The sequence below is a fragment of the Streptantibioticus rubrisoli genome (genome assembly GCF_024436055.1).
In the GTDB taxonomy this organism is placed as follows: domain Bacteria; phylum Actinomycetota; class Actinomycetes; order Streptomycetales; family Streptomycetaceae; genus Streptantibioticus_A; species Streptantibioticus_A rubrisoli.
Genome location: NZ_JANFNH010000026.1, coordinates 13,960 through 31,966, shown reverse-complemented (window position 1 = coordinate 31,966; position 18,007 = coordinate 13,960). Strand labels below are relative to the sequence as shown.

At 71.3% G+C, this 18,007-nt stretch carries 15 protein-coding genes; 12 read left to right on the top strand and 3 right to left on the bottom strand.

Annotation, left to right across the window (positions count from 1 at the left end; all coding sequences use genetic code 11):
• Positions 1-10: 10 nt before the first annotated feature.
• The 4 genes from hutU to hutI all read left to right on the top strand — a co-directional run bounded on the left by hutU (position 11) and on the right by hutI (position 5,743).
• Positions 11-1,690 carry a urocanate hydratase gene (gene hutU / locus NON19_RS20645; RefSeq protein ID WP_255930161.1) on the top strand — a complete coding sequence of 560 codons (1,680 nt, stop codon included), beginning with the start codon at positions 11-13 and terminating at the stop codon, positions 1,688-1,690.
• 251 nt (positions 1,691-1,941) lie between these two features.
• Positions 1,942-3,141 carry an allantoate amidohydrolase gene (locus NON19_RS20640; RefSeq protein ID WP_255930159.1) on the top strand — a complete coding sequence of 400 codons (1,200 nt, stop codon included), beginning with the start codon at positions 1,942-1,944 and terminating at the stop codon, positions 3,139-3,141.
• Entirely contained in the window at positions 3,132-4,547 is a 1,416-nt protein-coding gene (locus tag NON19_RS20635) for a formimidoylglutamate deiminase (RefSeq protein ID WP_372514210.1), read from the top strand. Before NON19_RS20640 ends, NON19_RS20635 begins: the two co-directional genes overlap by 10 nt.
• A 29-nt stretch (positions 4,548-4,576) precedes the next feature.
• A complete protein-coding gene (gene hutI / locus NON19_RS20630) occupies positions 4,577-5,743 on the top strand; it encodes an imidazolonepropionase (protein ID WP_255930233.1) in 1,167 nt (388 codons plus the stop codon).
• Positions 5,744-5,966: 223 nt separating this feature from the next.
• Here hutI and NON19_RS20625 read toward each other — a convergent pair whose 3' ends face one another.
• Entirely contained in the window at positions 5,967-6,890 is a 924-nt protein-coding gene (locus tag NON19_RS20625) for an RNA polymerase sigma factor SigF (RefSeq protein WP_255930157.1), read from the bottom strand.
• Positions 6,891-7,153: 263 nt separating this feature from the next.
• Between NON19_RS20625 and NON19_RS20620 the strand changes: the two genes are divergently transcribed.
• The 6 genes from NON19_RS20620 (at position 7,154) to NON19_RS20595 (ending at position 12,947) form a co-directional block, all read left to right on the top strand.
• Positions 7,154-7,522: an STAS domain-containing protein gene (locus NON19_RS20620; RefSeq protein WP_255930155.1), complete on the top strand. Its 369-nt coding sequence runs from the start codon at positions 7,154-7,156 to the stop codon at positions 7,520-7,522.
• 134 nt (positions 7,523-7,656) lie between these two features.
• On the top strand, positions 7,657-8,157 hold the full coding sequence (locus tag NON19_RS20615; RefSeq protein WP_255930153.1) for an ATP-binding protein: 501 nt from the start codon (positions 7,657-7,659) through the stop codon (positions 8,155-8,157).
• A gap of 465 nt (positions 8,158-8,622) precedes the next feature.
• Complete coding sequence (locus tag NON19_RS20610; protein ID WP_255930151.1) at positions 8,623-9,354, top strand: LPXTG cell wall anchor domain-containing protein; 732 nt, start codon at positions 8,623-8,625, stop codon at positions 9,352-9,354.
• A gap of 151 nt (positions 9,355-9,505) precedes the next feature.
• A complete protein-coding gene (locus tag NON19_RS20605) occupies positions 9,506-10,432 on the top strand; it encodes a WxL protein peptidoglycan domain-containing protein (RefSeq protein ID WP_255930149.1) in 927 nt (308 codons plus the stop codon).
• Positions 10,429-11,514 (top strand): neocarzinostatin apoprotein domain-containing protein, encoded by a 1,086-nt coding sequence (locus NON19_RS20600; protein WP_255930147.1) that lies wholly within the window; start codon positions 10,429-10,431, stop codon positions 11,512-11,514. The genes NON19_RS20605 and NON19_RS20600 overlap by 4 nt, the downstream gene beginning before the upstream one ends.
• Positions 11,511-12,947 carry a hypothetical protein gene (locus tag NON19_RS20595; RefSeq protein WP_255930145.1) on the top strand — a complete coding sequence of 479 codons (1,437 nt, stop codon included), beginning with the start codon at positions 11,511-11,513 and terminating at the stop codon, positions 12,945-12,947. The genes NON19_RS20600 and NON19_RS20595 overlap by 4 nt, the downstream gene beginning before the upstream one ends.
• Before the next feature lie 62 nt (positions 12,948-13,009).
• On the opposite strand, the gene NON19_RS20590 is transcribed toward NON19_RS20595, so the two are convergent.
• Positions 13,010-14,515, bottom strand: coding sequence for a peptide MFS transporter (locus NON19_RS20590; RefSeq protein WP_255930143.1), 1,506 nt, complete (start codon positions 14,513-14,515; stop codon positions 13,010-13,012).
• A 456-nt stretch (positions 14,516-14,971) separates the two neighbouring features.
• Between NON19_RS20590 and NON19_RS20585 the strand changes: the two genes are divergently transcribed.
• Both NON19_RS20585 and NON19_RS20580 read left to right on the top strand, forming a co-directional pair.
• A complete protein-coding gene (locus tag NON19_RS20585) occupies positions 14,972-15,643 on the top strand; it encodes a response regulator transcription factor (RefSeq protein WP_255930141.1) in 672 nt (223 codons plus the stop codon).
• A gap of 18 nt (positions 15,644-15,661) precedes the next feature.
• Complete coding sequence (locus NON19_RS20580) at positions 15,662-16,963, top strand: sensor histidine kinase (RefSeq protein ID WP_255930139.1); 1,302 nt, start codon at positions 15,662-15,664, stop codon at positions 16,961-16,963.
• Between the two features lie 16 nt (positions 16,964-16,979).
• Here the strand turns inward: NON19_RS20580 and NON19_RS20575 are convergent, their stop codons facing one another.
• Positions 16,980-17,486: a GtrA family protein gene (locus NON19_RS20575; RefSeq protein ID WP_255930138.1), complete on the bottom strand. Its 507-nt coding sequence runs from the start codon at positions 17,484-17,486 to the stop codon at positions 16,980-16,982.
• Positions 17,487-18,007: the final 521 nt, after the last annotated feature.

The following is an 18,007-nucleotide window of genomic DNA, read 5'->3' as shown; positions in this document are numbered from 1 at the left end:
GGCGACCCGCATGTCCGCGACGGCCGTAGGTGAACCCGGCCCCCGACCGGTCCGCGCCCCGCGAGGCACCCAGCTCAGTGCCCTCGGCTGGCAGCAGGAGGCCGCGCTGCGGATGCTCCAGAACAACCTCGACCCCGAGGTCGCGGAGCACCCCGACAAGCTGGTCGTCTACGGCGGCACCGGCAAGGCGGCCCGCGACTGGCGCTCGTTCGACGCCATGGTGCGCACCCTCAAGGGGCTGAAGCAGGACGAGACGATGCTCGTCCAGTCCGGCCGCCCGGTAGGCGTGATGACCACCCACGAGTGGGCGCCGCGGGTGCTGATCGCCAACTCCAACCTGGTCGGGGACTGGGCGAACTGGGAGGAGTTCCGCCGCCTGGAGGCGCTCGGCCTGACGATGTACGGGCAGATGACCGCCGGGTCGTGGATCTACATCGGTACCCAGGGCATCCTCCAGGGCACCTACGAGACCTTCGCGGCGGTGGCGGCCAAGCGGTTCGGCGGCTCGCTGGCCGGAACCATCACGCTGACCGCCGGACTCGGCGGCATGGGCGGCGCCCAGCCGCTCGCCGTCACCATGAACGGCGGCGTGGCGATCTGTATCGACTGCGACCCGCGCGCCATCGAACGGCGCATCGGCCACCGCTACCTGGACGTGAAGGCCGACTCCCTCGACCACGCGCTCCAGTTGGCCACCGAGGCCCGCGACCAGCGCAAGGCCCTGTCCATCGGCCTGCTCGGCAACGCGGCCGAACTCCTGCCGCGCATGCTGGAGATGGGCGCGCCCATCGACATCGTCACCGACCAGACCAGCGCCCACGACCCGCTGAGCTATCTGCCGCTGGGCGTGGCCTTCGAGGACATGGCGGAGTTCGCGCGGGAGAAGCCCGCCGACTTCACCCAGCGGGCCCGGGAGTCCATGGCCAGGCACGTCGAGGCGATGGTCGGCTTCCTGGACGCGGGCGCCGAGGTCTTCGACTACGGCAACTCCATCCGCGGTGAGGCCCAACTCGCCGGTTACGAGCGGGCGTTCGCCTTCCCCGGCTTCGTGCCCGCGTACATCCGGCCGCTGTTCTGCGAGGGCAAGGGGCCGTTCCGGTGGGCGGCGCTGTCCGGTGACCCGAAGGACATCGCGGCCACCGACCGGGCGATCCTCGACCTGTTCCCGGAGAACGAGTCCCTCGCCCGCTGGATCCGGATGGCCGGGGAACGCGTCCACTTCCAGGGCCTGCCCGCCCGCATCTGCTGGCTCGGCTACGGTGAGCGGGACAAGGCCGGTGAGCGCTTCAACGACATGGTGGCCAGCGGTGAGTTGACCGCGCCCGTCGTCATCGGCCGCGACCACCTCGACTGCGGTTCGGTGGCCTCCCCGTACCGGGAGACCGAGGCGATGCTGGACGGCTCCGACGCGATCGCCGACTGGCCGCTGCTCAACGCCATGGTCAACGTGGCCTCCGGCGCCTCGTGGGTCTCCATCCACCACGGCGGTGGAGTCGGCATGGGGCGCTCGATCCACGCGGGCCAGGTCACCGTCGCGGACGGCACCGCGCTCGCGGGCGAGAAGATCCGGCGTGTGCTGACCAACGACCCTGGGATGGGCGTCATCCGGCACGTGGACGCCGGGTACGACATCGCTGACGCGGTCGCGGCGGAGCGCGGGGTCCGGGTTCCCATGCGGGAGGAGGCGTGAGCAACGCTGCGGGCGGTCGTTCCGCCGGAGCGGAGGGGGCACCTCCCAGCGGTAGCTGGGAGAGGGCGGGCGCAACGCGCCCCGCACCCGGGAGACGGCGGGTAGGGACAGACGAACCCTCGCCGTCTGCGGGTCCGGCTGCGCCCACCGTCCCCCAGCTACCGCGGTCAGGTGTCCCCTCCGCCCAGCGGGACGACTGCCCACAGCCGGGGCAGGAGGACTGCCCGCAGTCGGGGGCCGGATTCCACGAGATGTGGCGGGAACTGCTCCCGATCGGGCGGGACGCACGATCGGGCGGGTACCGCCGGTTCGCCTGGACCGGGGCTGACGCCGAGTGCCGGGAGTGGTTCCGCGCGCAGGCCGCGTCACGGGGCCTGACGTACGAGGTCGACCGGAACGGCAACCAGTGGGCCTGGCTCGGCGATCCGGCCGCCGGGGACGCCGTCGTCACCGGCTCGCACCTGGACTCCGTGCCCGATGGCGGCGCGTTCGACGGCCCGCTCGGCGTGGTCTCGTCCTTCGCCGCCCTCGACGAACTGCGGACCCGCGGCGCCGTCCCCACCCGCCCGCTGGCGATCGTCAACTTCGGCGACGAGGAGGGCGCCCGGTTCGGCCTGGCCTGCGTCGGCTCCCGGCTGACCGCGGGCCAGCTCACCCCCGCCCAGGCCGCCGAACTGCGGGATGCGGACGGCATCAGCCTGCCGCAGGCCATGGAGCGCGCCGGACACGATCCCGAGGCCATCGGCCCGGACCCGGAACGGCTCGCCCGGATCGGCGCGTTCGTCGAACTCCACGTCGAACAGGGCCGGGCGCTCGACCTGAGCGGTGACCCGGTCGGCGTGGCGTCCGCGATCTGGCCGCACGGCCGCTGGCGGTTCGACTTCCACGGCGAGGCCAACCACGCCGGGACCACCCGGCTGGAGGACCGCCGCGACCCGATGCTGACGTACGCCAACACCGTGCTGGCCGCCCGCAAGAAGGCGCGGCTGGCCGGTGCCCTGGCCACCTTCGGCAAGGTCGCGGTGGAACCCAACGGCGTCAACGCCATCCCCTCCCTGGTCCGTGGCTGGCTGGACTCCCGCGCCGCCGACGAGCCGACGCTGGCCGCCGTGGTCGAGGAGATCGAGCGGGCGGCCACCGAACGCGGCGAGCGGGACGGCGTCCAGGTCCGGGTCACCCGGGAGTCCTTCACCCCGGTGGTGGAGTTCGAGCACGCGCTGCGCGACGAGGTCGCCAGCCTGCTGTCCGCCGCGGACCGTCCGGTTCCGGTGCTGCCGACCGGCGCCGGACACGACGCGGGTATTTTGTCCGCCTCCGTTCCCACCGCCATGCTGTTCGTACGGAACCCGACCGGGGTTTCGCACTCCCCGGCCGAGCGTGCCGCCGAGGACGACTGCCTCGCCGGAGTGCTCGCGCTCGCCGACGTACTGGAGGGCCTGGCGTGTCGCTGACGCCGCAGACCTACTGGGCGGAGTTCGCCTGGATCGACGGGCGGGTCGAGGACGAGGTGGTGATCGAGTCCGCGCCTGACGGACGGATCGCCGCCGTGCGCTCCTCGGTCCACACCCCGCCCGCGGGCGCGGTACGGCTGGCCGGGCTCACCCTGCCCGGCCTGGCCAACGCCCACTCGCACGCCTTCCACCGCGCCCTGCGCGGCACCGTCCAGGCCCAGTACGGCGCCGCCGTGCCGCAGCCGCCGGGCCAGGGGGCGGCCGCCGCGGACGGCGAGCGGGCGCCGGACTCGTTCTGGACCTGGCGCGAGGTGATGTACGCCGTCGCCCAGAACCTCACCCCCGAGCGGTACCTCGACCTCGCCCGCGCCGTCTACGCGGAGATGGCGCTGGCCGGAATCACCTGCGTCGGCGAGTTCCACTATGTGCACCACCAGCCCGACGGCACTCCCTACGACGAGCCCAACGCGATGGGCGACGCGCTGATCGCCGCCGCGGCGGACGCCGGTATCCGCATCACCCTGCTCGACACCTGCTACCTCTCCTCCGGTTTCGGCGCCGCCCCCCAGCCGCGCCAACTGCGCTTCAGCGACGGCGACGCGGACGCCTGGGCGGCCCGCGCCGCCGCGATCAAGACCGACGGCGAGCACGCCAGGATCGGCGCGGCCATCCACTCGGTGCGGGCGGTGCCCGCCGAGCAGCTCGCCACCGTGGTGCGCTGGGCCGACGAGCGGCACGCACCGCTGCACGTCCACCTGTCCGAGCAGCCCGCGGAGAACGAGGCGTGCCTGCGCGCGCACGGCCGCACCCCCACCCAACTGGTCGCCGACCACGGCGCGTTGGGGCCGCGCACCACCGCCGTCCACGCGACGCATCTGACCGACGAGGACATCCGGCTGATCGGCGGCGCCTCGGCGACCGTGTGCATGTGCCCCACCACCGAGCGGGACCTGGCGGACGGCATCGGCCCGGCCGTCCAACTGCAGCGCGCGGGCAGCCCGTTGAGCCTGGGCAGCGACAGCCACGCGGTCATCGACCTGCTGGAAGAGGCCCGCGCGATGGAACTGGACGAGCGGCTGCGCACGGGCGCGCGCGGCCACTGGACGGCGGCCGAACTGCTGAGCGCCGCCACCGAGGACGGACACGCCTGCCTCGGCTGGTCCGACGCGGGCCGCATCGAGCCCGGCTACCTCGCCGACCTCACCACGATCGCGCTGGACTCGGTCCGTACCGCGGGCACCCCGGCGCGACTGGGCGCCGAGACGGCCGTATTCGCCGCCTCCAACGCGGACGTGCGGCACACCGTGGTCGCGGGGCGGCATATCGTGCGCAACGGGCACCACCAACTGGTCCAGAACGTCTCCGGAGCGCTCGCCGACGCCATCGCCGCCGTACGCACCCCATGACCCCGCAGCCGAAGGACACCACCACACCGATGGCGACCGCGATCACCAACATCAGCAGCCTCGTCACCAACGATCCCTCCCTCGGTCATGGCCCACTGGGCATCATCGACAGCGCGGCCGTCGTCATCGACGGCGACCGCATCGCCTGGGTCGGCACCAACAGCAAAGCACCCGCCACTGACAGTCACCTCGACGCCGAGGGCCGGGCGGTGCTCCCGGGCTTCGTCGACTCCCACTCCCACCTGGTCTTCGCGGGTGACCGCACCGCCGAGTTCAACGCCCGTATGGAGGGCCGCCCCTACTCCGCGGGCGGCATCCGCACCACCGTCGCCGCCACCCGCGCCGCCTCCGACGCCGAACTCGACGCCAACGTGGCCCGCTACGTGGCCGAGGCGCTGCGCCAGGGCACGACGACCTTCGAGACCAAGTCCGGCTACGGGCTCACCGTTGAGGACGAGGAGCGGGCGCTACGCGTCGCGGCCCGGCACACCGACGAAGTGACGTTTCTGGGTGCGCACATCGTCGCCCCCGAGTACGCCGAAGACCCGGCCGGATACGTCGAGTTGGTGACCGGGCCGATGCTGGAGGCGTGTGCCCCGCACGCCCGCTGGATCGACGTCTTCTGCGAACGTGGCGCGTTCGACGGCGACCAGGCCCGGGCGATCCTCACCGCGGGGGCCGCGCGCGGGCTGACGCCGCGCGTCCACGCCAACCAGCTCGGACACGGCCCCGGTGTCCAACTCGCCGTGGAACTCGGTGCGGCGTCCGCCGACCACTGCACGCACCTCACCGACGCGGACGTGGACGCGCTGGCCAGCGGGGAAACCGTGGCAACCCTGTTGCCCGGCGCGGAGTTCTCCACCCGCTCCCAATACCCCGACGCGCGGCGGCTGTTGGACGCTGGAGCCACGGTCGCGCTGTCCACCGACTGCAACCCCGGTTCGTCCTTCACCAGCTCCATGGCGTTCTGCGTCGCGCTGGCGGTACGGGAGATGGGCATGACGCCGGATGAGGCGGTCCGCGCCGCCACCTTCGGCGGGGCGCGGGCGTTGCGGCGCACGGACGTCGGCCGCGTCGCCGTCGGCGCGCGGGCAGACCTGGTGCTGCTGGACGCCCCCTCGCACGTGCACCTGGCCTACCGGCCGGGTGTGCCGCTGACCGCGGCCGTGTGGCGCGCGGGCGCCCGGGTCCTGTGAGTCGCGCCTGGGCTGTGTGAGTTGTGCGCGGGTTCCGTGAGTCGCAGTTGCGTCCGGGCTCTGTGACGTGCGTGCCGGTTCCGTGACGTGCGCCCGCTTTCTGTGAGTTCGGGACCTCCGGTCTCCGCCGTCGCGGCTGCCCGCTGTCGCGGCGGAGACGCTCCGCGCGGCCGCGCCGCGCCGTGTTCCTCGACCCGCAGCCCGTGACTCCTCAGCGGCCCCGTTACTCCTCGACCAGCAGCCCCCGTCGCAGGCGGGACAGGGTGCGGGACAGCAGTCGCGAGACGTGCATCTGGGAGATGCCGAGCTCCTCGCCGATCTCCGACTGGGTGAGGTTGCCGACGAACCGCAGTGAGAGGATCTTGCGGTCCCGCGCGGAGAGCTCCGCGATCAGCGGCTTGAGCGACTCGACGTACTCGATGCCCTCCAGGCCGTGGTCCTCGTAGCCGATGCGGTCGGACAGCGCGGCCTCGGAGTCGTCCTCCTCCGGCTGGGCGTCCAGCGAGCTGGCGGTGTAGGCGTTGCTCGCCGCCATGCCCTCGACGACCTCGTCCTCACTGAGGCCGAGCCGTTCGGCCAGCTCCGCCACGGTGGGGGAGCGGTCCAGGCGCTGGGCGAGCTCGTCGCCCGCCTTGGCCAGGTCGAGCCGCAGTTCCTGGAGCCGTCGCGGCACCCGTACCGACCAGCTGGTGTCCCGGAAGAATCGCTTGATCTCGCCGATGATCGTCGGCATGGCGAAGGTGGGGAACTCCACACCGCGGCTCAGTTCGAACCGGTCGATCGCCTTGATCAACCCGATCGTGCCGACCTGGACGATGTCCTCCATCGGCTCGCTGCGCGAGCGGAAGCGGGAGGCCGCGAACTTCACGAGTGCGAGGTTCAGCTCGACCAGGGTGTTGCGGACGTACGCGTACTCGTGGGTGCCCTCCTCCAACGTCTCCAGGCGCTGGAAGAGCGTCTTCGACAGGGCCCGCGCGTCCAGCGGCGCCACCTCGTCGAACGGCGGGATCACCGGTAGATCGGCCAGTCCCTCCGGGTCGGGGAGCGGCGTCGACGCGTCTGGCGTCTCCAAGGTTCCGGTCTCCGGCTCCACAGCGGATCCGTCGTCCGTCTCCTGAAGCGTCTGTGCGTCGAGCTGGGATGCCATGATCTCCTCCCTCGGGCGGGCCGAAGGCTGCCGCTGCCAATGCTTGGCGTACTGCTGTTGCGGCGCCTCCCACCGGCCGTGTGCGGACATCTCCTATCCAGCCCTACCCGCTTTCGTATCCGAGTTGCAAGTTTGCGTGGAAGTCCTCACACAGCTCTTACGAGCGGTGACGATCACCCTCCGTGGCCGTTGTACCGACTACCGTCGGGTTCTCGGACGGCGTAAGGTTCGAGGGCGCAGTCAAGGTAACCAGGAGGAACGGCATGGACCGCGGGTTGGTCGGGACCGCCGGCCGGGACCGTCTCAGTGTCGCCGTGCAGCGGCGCGGCCCCTGTGCGATCTTCACCCCCGCAGGTGAGCTGGATCACCACACAGCCGAACTCCTGCGGGAACCGATGGAGAGCAGTGTCGACGAGGGGTGCAGCAAGCTCGTCGTGGACTGCTCGCAGCTTGAGTTCTGCGACTCCACCGGCCTGAACGTGTTGCTCGGCGCCCGGCTGAAGGCCGAGGCCGTCGGTGGCGGGGTGCACCTCGCCGGACTGCTTCCGGTGGTGGCGCGGGTGTTTGAGATCACCGGCGCGGAAGCCGTCTTCACCGTCCATGACACTCTCGCCGACGCGTTGAACGAGTGACGTGAACCGTGGCGGGCGCCCTTCTGCGAGGGCGACCAGCGCCACACCGGCTCGCGAGAATCCGGGGGTGTTGCCCGGGTTCCGTCGGGCAGGAGAGTCCTCGAACTGTCGGACATCGGTGAGGTGAAGCGCTGATGAGCACCACCCGGCCCTTTGCGCCGGACGACCGTGATCGTAATCACGGCGACGTCGGCGAATCAGCCATGCCCATGACGGGTATGTCGGGGTACCAGGTGCGCAACCTCACCCTCGCCGACGCCAGCGGCGTCGTTCCGCTCGCCCGCGACTTCACCCGCCAGGCGCTGTACGACTGGGGCTGGCTGCCCGCCACCACCGCCGACCGGCGGGCGAGCGCGGAGGACATCCTGCTGGTCGTCTCCGAGCTGGTCACCAACGCCTGCCTGCACGGCGGCGGACCCCAGGAACTGCGGCTGCACGGCGCCCACAGACTGCTGCGGCTGGAGGTGTCCGACAGCAGCCCCGGCGACCCCGCGCCCCGTACCCCGCACCGGGCGGGCCGCCCCGGCGGGCACGGGATGTTCATCGTGGAGCGGCTCTGCCTGGACTGGGGCGTGGTGCGGGATCCGGTTGGTCCCGGGAAAACCGTTTGGGCAGAGGTCGCCTGGCCGGGCTGACGCCCAGCGAGGACCGGTACGGCCGTGCCCGCGCCGGTCGCCGCCTTTTGATCAGGAATTGCCCGTGCGCCGTAATCGAGCACGGGTGCGGAGGCGTGGGGGCGTTGGCGAGATTCCGTTGGTGGCCTGGCTCGCGCTGATCGGCTGGATGTCGGCTGGATGTGGCGCTGATCGGCTGGATGTCGGCGGCGGAGGACGTGACCCTCGACTGGCTGGACCACCAGGAAGCGCGCCGGGAGAACCGCGCGCGCTGTTGGTGTGCGTGCTGGGGGACGCGCTGGGCGCCACCGAGGACGTCGAGCCGGGGCGCCCGGCGCCGGTGGCGGGCGGCTGAGTCCGGGGGCAGGTGAAAAACCGGCACGGTGGCGTGAGTGAACCCTCTTCCCTTGGCAAGGGCCCCGGCGTACCGTCGGATCCCCGAATCTGATGTTCCGTCAGTAACTTTTCGGCCGAAGGGAGTTGGCGATGTCGTACGCCGGGAGCGGGACCACGGTCCGGGGCGGAGCGCTCGCCCTGGCCGCGGCGGTGGTGGTGGGAGTGGCGCTGGGCGCCGCCCCGGCCGCCTACGCCACCACGGTGCCCGTCGACTACCAGTGCCAGACCCCGATCGGCAGCAAGGGCGCCGTCTCGCCCATCGACATCAAGGCCGCGCGCAGCGGCTCCGACTACAAGCTCACCATGTCCTTCGAGAAGGGCGTCTCGTCCAGCCCCATCGAACTCGGCAAGGGCGCGATGAACCCCAGCGCCGTCATCAAGGTCGGCGGCGCCGACTCGGGCACCGTCAACGTCTCCGGACCACCCAACGACGCGCCGATCCCCGCCAACACCCCGATAAAGATCAACGACCTGACGGGTACGTACACCCCGCGCGCCACCGGCAAGGTCACCTTCACCGCGGGCACCCTCACCATCAAGGCGCTCGGCACCACCACGACGTGCAACGCCAGCAACAACCCCGGGCCCTCGCTCACCCTCGACGTCACCGCGGCCAGCGGATCAGGCGGTTCCTCCAGCTCGGGTTCCGGCTCGGGTTCCGCCCCTGGTTCCGGTTCCGCCTCCGGTTCGGGATCCGGCGGGCAGTTGCCGCAGACCGGTCCCGACGACTCCACGGTCGCGCTGGGCACGCTCGGCGGGACGGTGCTGCTGCTGGGCGCGGGCGGCGTGCTGTGGCTGAACCGGAGGAAGCAGCCGCGCTAGGCGCTGCGCTGGGGGTGCGGCGATATGCCGTCGATCGCGGCTGGTTGCCCGGTTCCCCCACCCCCTCCAGGCGCTGCCGAACCGCAGCGGACTTCGCCCGCACCTGCTCAGGACACGCCCCAGGCCCGGTACGGCGGAAGGAGTGCGGCTCATGGCGTCCCCCAGCCCGGCCCCCGAGCCCCCGGCCACGGCACGGCGGATGGTCGGTGCCGTCATCGCCGTGCTCGCGGCGTGCGTCGCCCTCGGCGGCTGGACCGCGGCGCCCGCGGGTGACCGGCCGTACTTCTACCTGGAGACCGGGCCGGGAACGGTCGCCCGGGACACCGTCTCGGTGGCCAACTCCTCCGAGGAACCGGAGCGGTTCACCCTCCAAGGTGTCGACGCGCACCTCACCGCGCACGGCGCCATCGCGGTGCGTGACGCAGCCGACAGCTCCGACTCCGGCACCTGGACGCGCTTCGCCGCGTCCTCGATCCGGGTACCGGCCAGGACCCGCGCCGACATCCCGTTCACCGTCACGGTGCCCGGCACCGCACCGCCCGGTGACCATCCGGCCGCCATCGTGGTCGAGGACGGCACCGGCAGGCGCACCATCGTGCCGGTCCGGCTACGGGTCACCGGCCACCCGCTGGCCGCGCTCGGCGTGGAGGACGTGGCCGTGGCCCGCACCGCGCACGGCACCGAGATCCGCTACGTCCTGGCCAACCGCGGCAACACCCCGTTGACGCCGAGCGTCACCGTGACCGCCGACGGACTGCTGGGCACGTCACTGCACCGCCAGGGGCGACCGCCGACCGTACTCCCGCCCGGCCAGCGGATCCGACTCGCCGAGCCGTGGCCGCGTCCGCCCGCGCTGGACCGCACCAGGATCCGGGTGACCGCCACCGCGGGCGGCGTGACGGCGGTGGGCACCGCGGGTTACGCGGCCGTGCCCTGGGCACCGCTCGGCGCGGTGTGCGCGGGCGTCGGCTGCGCTGGCGCGGCGCTCCTGGTACGCCGCCGACGGGTGCCCGACGGGGCCGCAGAGGACGGACAACAGGGGGCCGGTTCAGGGCAGTTGGCCGGAGCGGCGACATGACGCGGCGGAGCCGGTGCCCGGCGGCCGTACTCGCCCTGCTGCTGCCCCTGCTTGTGCTGGCCGCACCTGTTCAGGCGAGCGCCGACGGCCCGGCCGTGAAGCTCTCCGCCCAACAAGCGGGCGCGGGCGGCACGATCACGGTGACCGGGACCGGCTGGCGGCCGAACTCCCTGCTGACGGTGCTCATCTGCGGCCAGAACGCGATCGGCGGCACCAACTCCTGTGCGAACGCCACCGGTAGGGCGGTTACGACGACCAGCTCCGGCGCGTTCAGTGAGCGCCTCCCGGTCGCCGACCCGCCCAAACCGTGCCCGTGCGTGGTGCACGTCGCCACGGTGATGGGCGATCCGGTCATCGTGGACGCCGGGTTCAGCGTGGCCGGGCATCCGGTGGCGCCGCTGCCGCCGGACACCGGTGGCGGGCGGCTGGCCGCGCTGGCCGCCCGGCTGGACGGCAGCAGCGGACTGCTCACCTGGTTCGGTGCCCCCGCGCAGCGCCGACTCGTGGTCACCGTGGGCAATGTGGGCTCCGACCCGGCCAAGGACCCGGTCTTCAAGATCGGCGTCTCACACGGCGTCTACGCCCCGCAATGGCAGGACCAGCGCTGGCGGGGCACCGTGAACCCCGGCGCGAAGGCGCGGGTCAGCCTGCCGGTCGAGCTGGCCGCCGGGGCGCACGGCGACTACCGGGTGACGCTGGAGTACGGCGGCAAGGTGCTGGTCGAGCAGCCGTGGAGCGTCTCGCGGCCGTGGGGCGTGACGCTGTTTTGGATCCTGCTGTTCGCCGTGGTGCCGACCGGGGTGTTCCGGATCGGCATGGCGATCGTCGACCACCTGCGCCCCGCGACGGCCACCCCCGCTCGGCGCGGCACTCCTGCTCGGCGCGGCACTCCCGCTCGACGTGGCACTCCCGCTCGACGCGGCACTCCCGCTCGACGTGGCACCACCGCCGCTCCGGCGCCCGCCACGACGCACCGCCCGGCAAGCCTGCCGTGGTTCGCCCCCGACAACCGTCCGGGGGACCTCGGCGCACCCTCCGCACCGTCGACGGATGACCACCCCACCGCGAAGGGAAGCACGTGATACGTACCCGAACACGACCACCCGCGAGCCGGGCCGCCGGCGCGGTCTGCGCCGCGCTGCTGCTCGGCGGGGCGTCACTGGTCTGGGCCGCGGGACCGGCGCACGCCGCCGAGTCGGACTTCGCCACCCAGTGCGTGCCGCCGCCGATCTCCGGTCTGCCGCCGGTGAACGGCACCACCAAGGCCGACATCACCGCACCGGCCACCGCGAAGGTCGGCGACGAGGTCACGGTTGTCTGGAAGACGCTCCAGGCGGCGTCCAACAACCCCGGCATCATCGACCTCGGCAAGGACACCGTGCAGCCGAGCGGCGACCTGACGGTCGGCGGCGCGCAGACCGGCACCCTGGCGGTCCAGGGGCCGCGCTCCAACCCGCCGATCCCCAAGAACAGCCCCATGGTGCTGTCCGACATGAGCGGCAAGCTCAAGCTCACCGCGCCGGGGGACGTGACGCTGGCCCCCGCCGACTACGACATCAACGTCAGCCAGCCGATCTCGACCGACACCAAGTGCAAGGCGACGGCCGCCGTTCCGCCCGCCGTCACCATCAAGGTGACGACGGGCGGCGGCACTTCGGGCGGCACCAGCAGCGGCGGCACCACCGGCTCCGGGGGCACCACCGGTGGCGGAACGAGCGGTTCCGGAGGCACCACGAGCGGCACCAGCAGCGGTGGCACCACGAGTGGCACCACAAGCGGTGGTACCACAAGCGGCGGCACCAGCAGCGGTGGTGGCACCACCGGCGGCTCCGGCGGCGGAACCTCCTTCACCGGCAAGCCGGTTGACGTCGACTACCAGTGCGTGACCCCCATCGGCAACAAGAGCGCGGTCTCCCCGGTGCAGATCAACGCCACCAAGAACGGCGGCGACTACGGCCTGACCGTGCACTTCGGCAAGAGCGTGATGAACAGCCCGGCCGACATCCCGGCCAACTCCGTCAAGCCGTCGATGAAGGTGGCGGTCGGTGGCGCGGACCACGGCACGGTCCCGGTCTCGGGGCCGACCAACCCCAAGCCCATCAAGGCCGGTGACCCCATCGCCATCCCCGACCTGACCGGCACCTACAAGCCCGGCGCCACGGGGAAGTCCACGCTCACCCCGGGCGTGCTCACCGTCAACGCGCTGGGCACCACGACCACCTGCACCCCGGCCAAGGACCCGGGCGCCTCGCTGACACTGGACACCTCCGGCCAGCCGGGCGGCACCAGCGGCGGCGGCACGAGCGGTTCCGGCGGCACCTCGGCCGGTACCGGCGGCACCGGTGACACCAGCGGTGCCGGGAACGCCTCCGGTTCGGGTTCCTCCGGAAGCCTGGCGGCGACCGGTGCCGGTGACATCGGCGCGCTGCACGCCTTGGCGCTGGTGGCGGGCACCGTCATCCTGCTGGGTTGCGCGGTCTTCGCCTTCACCCCCCGGCGCTGGCTGCGCCGGTGAAAACCCCGAAGACCCCCGGGACTTGGTCCCGGGGGTCTTCGGCGCAGATGCTCAGCGCGGCGTCAGTGCACGTCGCCCATGAGCGCGATGATCCGCTTGCGGTAGACGATGACCGCCACACCGGCGAGCGCGGCGACCGCGCCCTGGATCGCGAACGACGCCTCCGACAGGAACGCGTTGCCCGCCACCAGCTGGATGATCGCGGCGGTGCAGTCACCCGCCGTCACGGCCAGGAACCACAGACCCATCATCTGGCCCGCGTACTTGGCCGGAGCCAGCTTGGTGGTGACCGACAGACCGACCGGCGACAGGCACAGCTCCGCGACCGTCTGCACCAGGTAGACCATGGCCAGCCACAGCGGGGTGACCTTGGCGCCGCCCGCGGCGGCGGCCTGCGCCAGCATCATCACGCCGAAGGAGAGGCCGATGCCGATCAGACCGTAGGCGAACTTCACCGTGGTGCTGGGGTTGCGGTCCTTCAGCCTCACCCACAGCATCGCGACGAACGGCGCCAGCGCCATGATGTAGAGCGGGTTGAGCGACTGGAACCAGCTGCTCGGGAAGTCGAAGCCGAACAGCTTCGACGCGGTGTTGTCGCTGGCGAAGACCGTCAGGGTGGAACCGGACTGGTCGTAGATCATCCAGAACACCGCGGCCGCGATGAAGAACCAGATGTACCCAGTGACCTTGGACCGCTCGTCGGTCGTGATCTCCTTGTCGCGGCGGATCTTCACGAAGTACAGCGCGGGCAGCGCCAGACCGGCCAGCGACAGCGGCCACAGGGCCCAGTTGATGGTGAACGAACCGGTGGCGACCACGATGGCGTAGAAGACCACCGCGGCACCGGCCCACATGCCGGACTTCTTCAGCAGCGCCGAGCGCTCCTCGGCGCGCAGCGGAGCCGGGACCCGGTGGCTCTCCTCAGCGAGGTGACGGGTGCCGAGCAGGAACTGGCCGAGGCCCAGCGCCATGCCGACACCGGCGAGCGCGAAGCCCAGGTGCCAGTTGACGCTCTGGCCCACCGTTCCGATGACCAGCGGCGCGGCGAAGGCACCGAGGTTGATGCCCATGTAGAAGATCGTGAACGCACCGTCGCGACGCGGGTCGTTCCGGTCCGGGTACAGGTGGCCCACCATCGTGGAGATGTTGGCCTTCAGCAGACCGGAGCCGACCGCGATGAAGACCAGGCCCACGAAGAACGAGGCCTCGAACGGCACGGCCAGCAGGAAGTGGCCGATCATGATGATGGTGCCCGCGACGGCGACGGTCTTGCGCGGGCCCCACAAGCGGTCCGCGATCCAACCGCCCGGCATCGCGAGCAGGTACACCGTCGCGTTGTAGACGGAGTAGATGGCGGCGCCGGTGGCGGCGGCGAAAGCGAGACCGCCCTTGGAAGCCGGGGCGACCAGATACAGCACGAGCAGTGCGCGCATGCCGTAGAAGCTGAACCGCTCCCACATCTCGGTCATGAAGAGGGTGGCCAGGCCGCGGGGGTGGCCGAAGAAGGTCTTGCCGCCGTTCGCAGGGGTCGCCTGCGCTGCGGCATCCTTCGTCAGGCTGGACGCCATGGTCGTTCCTTGGGTGCTCAGAGAGTGCGTCGGGGGGAACGCACACCCGGTGGGGGTTGGCCGGCACCGCCGTGTGCACCGCCCGCCCCCAACGCCCAGGGGGTTCGCTCCCGTTGATCGAGAGCGGCAGAGCGGCCGCACGCCGGGATCCACGCCCATCCTTCGCGGTATGGGCCCGGCCGACAGGTCGTTCACTGGTGGGGGTGGCGGTCAGCCGCCCCCGCACAGAAAGAGACCCTTGGCGCGTCGTTCGGCCCAGAGTCTCTTGGTCGTGCTAACGGACGTTCGCCCCAAGGTAGGTCAAGAGTGTCGGCTATTGCACCGTCTTGAGACATACGTCACAGGGGGGCGTGAAAGGTCACCTGATCCACTACGCGGCGCGCCGAGCCCCATCGATGATCCGGTGGCGTCCGCCCGCGCGCCCCCCTGGCCAGCTACGCGGACTACCATCAGCCCATGACCCGCGTACTGCTCGCCGAGGACGATGCTTCAATCTCGGAACCGCTCGCTCGCGCACTTCGCCGCGAAGGCTACGAGGTCGAGGTGCGCGAAGACGGACCCACGGCACTCGACGCCGGACTACAGGGTGCCGTGGACCTGCTCGTTCTGGACCTGGGCCTGCCCGGCATGGACGGCCTCGAGGTGTGCCGACGGCTGCGCACCGAGGGCCATGGTTTCCCGGTGCTGGTGCTCACCGCCCGCGCCGACGAGGTCGACACGGTGGTCGGCCTGGACGCCGGTGCCGACGACTACGTGACCAAGCCGTTCCGGCTGGCCGAACTGCTCGCCCGGGTACGGGCGCTGCTGCGGCGCGGTAGCGCCGAGGCCCAGCCGACCACCCAGGGCGTGCGGATCGACGTCGAGTCGCACCGCGCCTGGATCGGTGAGGAGGAACTCTCCCTCACCGCCAAGGAGTTCGACCTGCTGCGCGTACTGGTACGGGACGCGGGCCGGGTCGTCACCCGTGACCAGCTGATGCGCGAGGTGTGGGACACCACGTGGTGGTCCTCGACCAAGACCCTCGACATGCACATCTCCTGGCTGCGCAAGAAGCTCGGCGACGATGCCGCCAATCCCCGCTACATCTCCACCGTCCGGGGCGTCGGCTTCCGTTTCGAGAAGAACTAGCAGAACGACTGAGCTCCCATGCGCCGCCGTCTGATCAACTCCACGCTCGCCGTGGTCCTCGTCGTGATCGCCGTCTTCGGGATCTCGCTGGTGATCGTGGAGAGCCGGACGATCGAGAGCAGCGCCAAGGAGAGCGTGCAGTCCGACGCCGTCCAGCTGATCGGCGTCGTGGAGAACCGCATCGCCGCGGGGGAGAAGGTCTCACCGCCCGCCCTGACCCGGCAGATCACCTCGCAGCGGTATGCCGTGATCAGGATCCCCGGCCAGGCGCCGATCACCCTGGGCACGCCCCCGCAGGGCAATGTCGTCCAGTCGCTGCAGACCGGGGTGCACGGCGAGTCGGTGCTGGTCCAGGAGTCCCGCTCGGTGATCAGCCAGGAGATCGGCCGGACCCTGCTGGTGATCCTGGCGGTGGCGCTGCTGGCCATCGCCGCGGCCGTGGTGCTCGCCGTGCAGCAGGCAAGACGGCTGACCTCCCCGCTGATCGACCTGGCCGAGACCGCCGAGCGGCTGGGCTCCGGTGATCCGCGCCCCCGGCACCGCCGCTACGGAGTGCCGGAGCTGGACCGGGTGGCCGACGTGCTGGACGCCAGCGCGGAGCGGATCGCCAAGATGCTCACCGCCGAGCGGCGGCTGGCCGCCGACGCCTCGCACCAACTGCGCACCCCGCTGACCGCGCTGTCGATGCGCCTTGAGGAGATCATCGCCACCGACGACCACGACACGGTCAAGGAGGAGGCGACCATCGCGCTCAGCCAGGTCGAACGGCTCACCGACGTGGTCCAGCGGCTGCTGACCAACTCCCGTGACCCGCGCACCGGATCCGCGGTCGCCTTCGACCTGGACGAGGTGATCAAGCAGCAGTTGGAGGAGTGGCGACCGGCCTACCGCGGTGAGGGCCGCAGCATCTCCAGCACCGGCACCCGAGGGCTGCGCGCGGTCGGCACGCCCGGCGCGGTCGCCCAGGTGCTCGCCACGCTGATCGAGAACGCGCTGATGCACGGCTCGGGCTCGGTGGTCATCCACACCCGGGTCACCGGCAACCAGGCCGTCGCCGAGGTCACCGACGAGGGCCAGGGCGTACCGCCCGACCTCGGCTCCCGGGTCTTCGAGCGCACCGTCAGCGGCCGCAACTCCACCGGCCTGGGCCTCGCCGTCGCCCGCGACCTGGCGGAGGCCGACGGCGGCCGTCTGGAGCTGCTGCAGCAGCGTCCGCCGGTGTTCGCGCTGTTCCTCGCCAGGGAGAGCGGCGAGTCCGCCGCGGGCCGCGCGGAAACGCCGAAGGGCCGCCCTGAACAGGACGACCCTCCGGTTCGCTGAAGTGTGCGCGGGGTGACTACTTGCGCGCCGCGTTGACCCGGGAGCGCTCCGCGTCGCTGAGGATGGCCTCGGCCTGCTCGACCGCCTGCGCGGGCAGCGAGCGGAACACCCAGGTGCGGTAGGACCAGAAACGGAACAAGGTGGCGACACCGATGCCGGTGAACTTCCAGAAGTTGTTGGCCAGCGGGCCGTCCCAGCCCATGCCGTAGGTGGCGCCGTACAGCACGCCGTTCTCGATCACCAGGCCGATCGCGCTGAAGAACACGAACAGGCCCATCTCCTTGCCGCGCCCGCTCTTGTCCGCGTCGCGGTAGGTGAAGTAGCGGAAGCCGACGTAGTTGAAGGCGATCGCGACGATGGTCGCCACCACACTGGCCCGCACGGTCTGCAGGTGGGTCGCGCTGCGTAGCAGGTTGAACACCACGAGGTTCACGACGATGCCGGCGATGCCGACGACGCCGAACTTGGCGATCTCGCGGTAGAGGAGCCTCAATCGAGTGTTCAGCGCGCTCAGTCGACTCATGATGTCGCTAGACCCTGTCTGTCGGTGATCGTCGGTTGCCGGTGCTGTTGTGCCGGTGCCGGTTCATTGGGCTGTTCGGCTGCTCCCCCGAGGCTTCATGCTAACCACCAAGGGTGAACGCCCGCCTCCCGTCGAGGTGTAACGGGCCGTGCCCAAGGGTAGGTAGCCGCCAACTTGTGCCCATGTGTCGGTAAAGGCGGGCCTCCTATCAGTAGGACGGACCGCTGGTCACCGGGTTCGGTGCGGGCGTCTTAAATTCGTCTTACATTCTTGGGATGATCGCATGCCCGGGCGCGTCTAGCCCGGCGACGCGGGGATGTCTAGTCGACGGTCACGTGGTAGACGGCCAAGTAGGTGGGCCGTTCGTGCTGGCCCGGCGGCGTGTAGCCGGTGTGCAGACGTGAGAAGTCGGTCATGTCCCCCTCGGGCTGCCCGCATGCGTGGCAGGTGCACGTCAAACTGCGGGAGTCAATGTAGCGGACCTGAGCGGTGTCCCCGCACGGCTCGGCGCAACGCGCGTA

Excerpts from the sequence above, each read along its gene's own strand:
- hutU (WP_255930161.1), top strand. The coding sequence starts at position 11 with ATGTCCGCGACGGCCGTAGGTGAACCCGGCCCCCGACCGGTCCGCGCC.
- NON19_RS20640 (WP_255930159.1), top strand. The coding sequence starts at position 1,942 with ATGTGGCGGGAACTGCTCCCGATCGGGCGGGACGCACGATCGGGCGGG.
- hutI (WP_255930233.1), top strand. The coding sequence starts at position 4,577 with ATGGCGACCGCGATCACCAACATCAGCAGCCTCGTCACCAACGATCCC.
- NON19_RS20625 (WP_255930157.1), bottom strand. The coding sequence starts at position 6,890 with ATGGCATCCCAGCTCGACGCACAGACGCTTCAGGAGACGGACGACGGA.
- NON19_RS20620 (WP_255930155.1), top strand. The coding sequence starts at position 7,154 with ATGGACCGCGGGTTGGTCGGGACCGCCGGCCGGGACCGTCTCAGTGTC.
- NON19_RS20615 (WP_255930153.1), top strand. The coding sequence starts at position 7,657 with ATGAGCACCACCCGGCCCTTTGCGCCGGACGACCGTGATCGTAATCAC.
- NON19_RS20610 (WP_255930151.1), top strand. The coding sequence starts at position 8,623 with ATGTCGTACGCCGGGAGCGGGACCACGGTCCGGGGCGGAGCGCTCGCC.
- NON19_RS20605 (WP_255930149.1), top strand. The coding sequence starts at position 9,506 with ATGGCGTCCCCCAGCCCGGCCCCCGAGCCCCCGGCCACGGCACGGCGG.
- NON19_RS20600 (WP_255930147.1), top strand. The coding sequence starts at position 10,429 with ATGACGCGGCGGAGCCGGTGCCCGGCGGCCGTACTCGCCCTGCTGCTG.
- NON19_RS20590 (WP_255930143.1), bottom strand. The coding sequence starts at position 14,515 with ATGGCGTCCAGCCTGACGAAGGATGCCGCAGCGCAGGCGACCCCTGCG.
- NON19_RS20585 (WP_255930141.1), top strand. The coding sequence starts at position 14,972 with ATGACCCGCGTACTGCTCGCCGAGGACGATGCTTCAATCTCGGAACCG.
- NON19_RS20580 (WP_255930139.1), top strand. The coding sequence starts at position 15,662 with ATGCGCCGCCGTCTGATCAACTCCACGCTCGCCGTGGTCCTCGTCGTG.
- NON19_RS20575 (WP_255930138.1), bottom strand. The coding sequence starts at position 17,486 with ATGAGTCGACTGAGCGCGCTGAACACTCGATTGAGGCTCCTCTACCGC.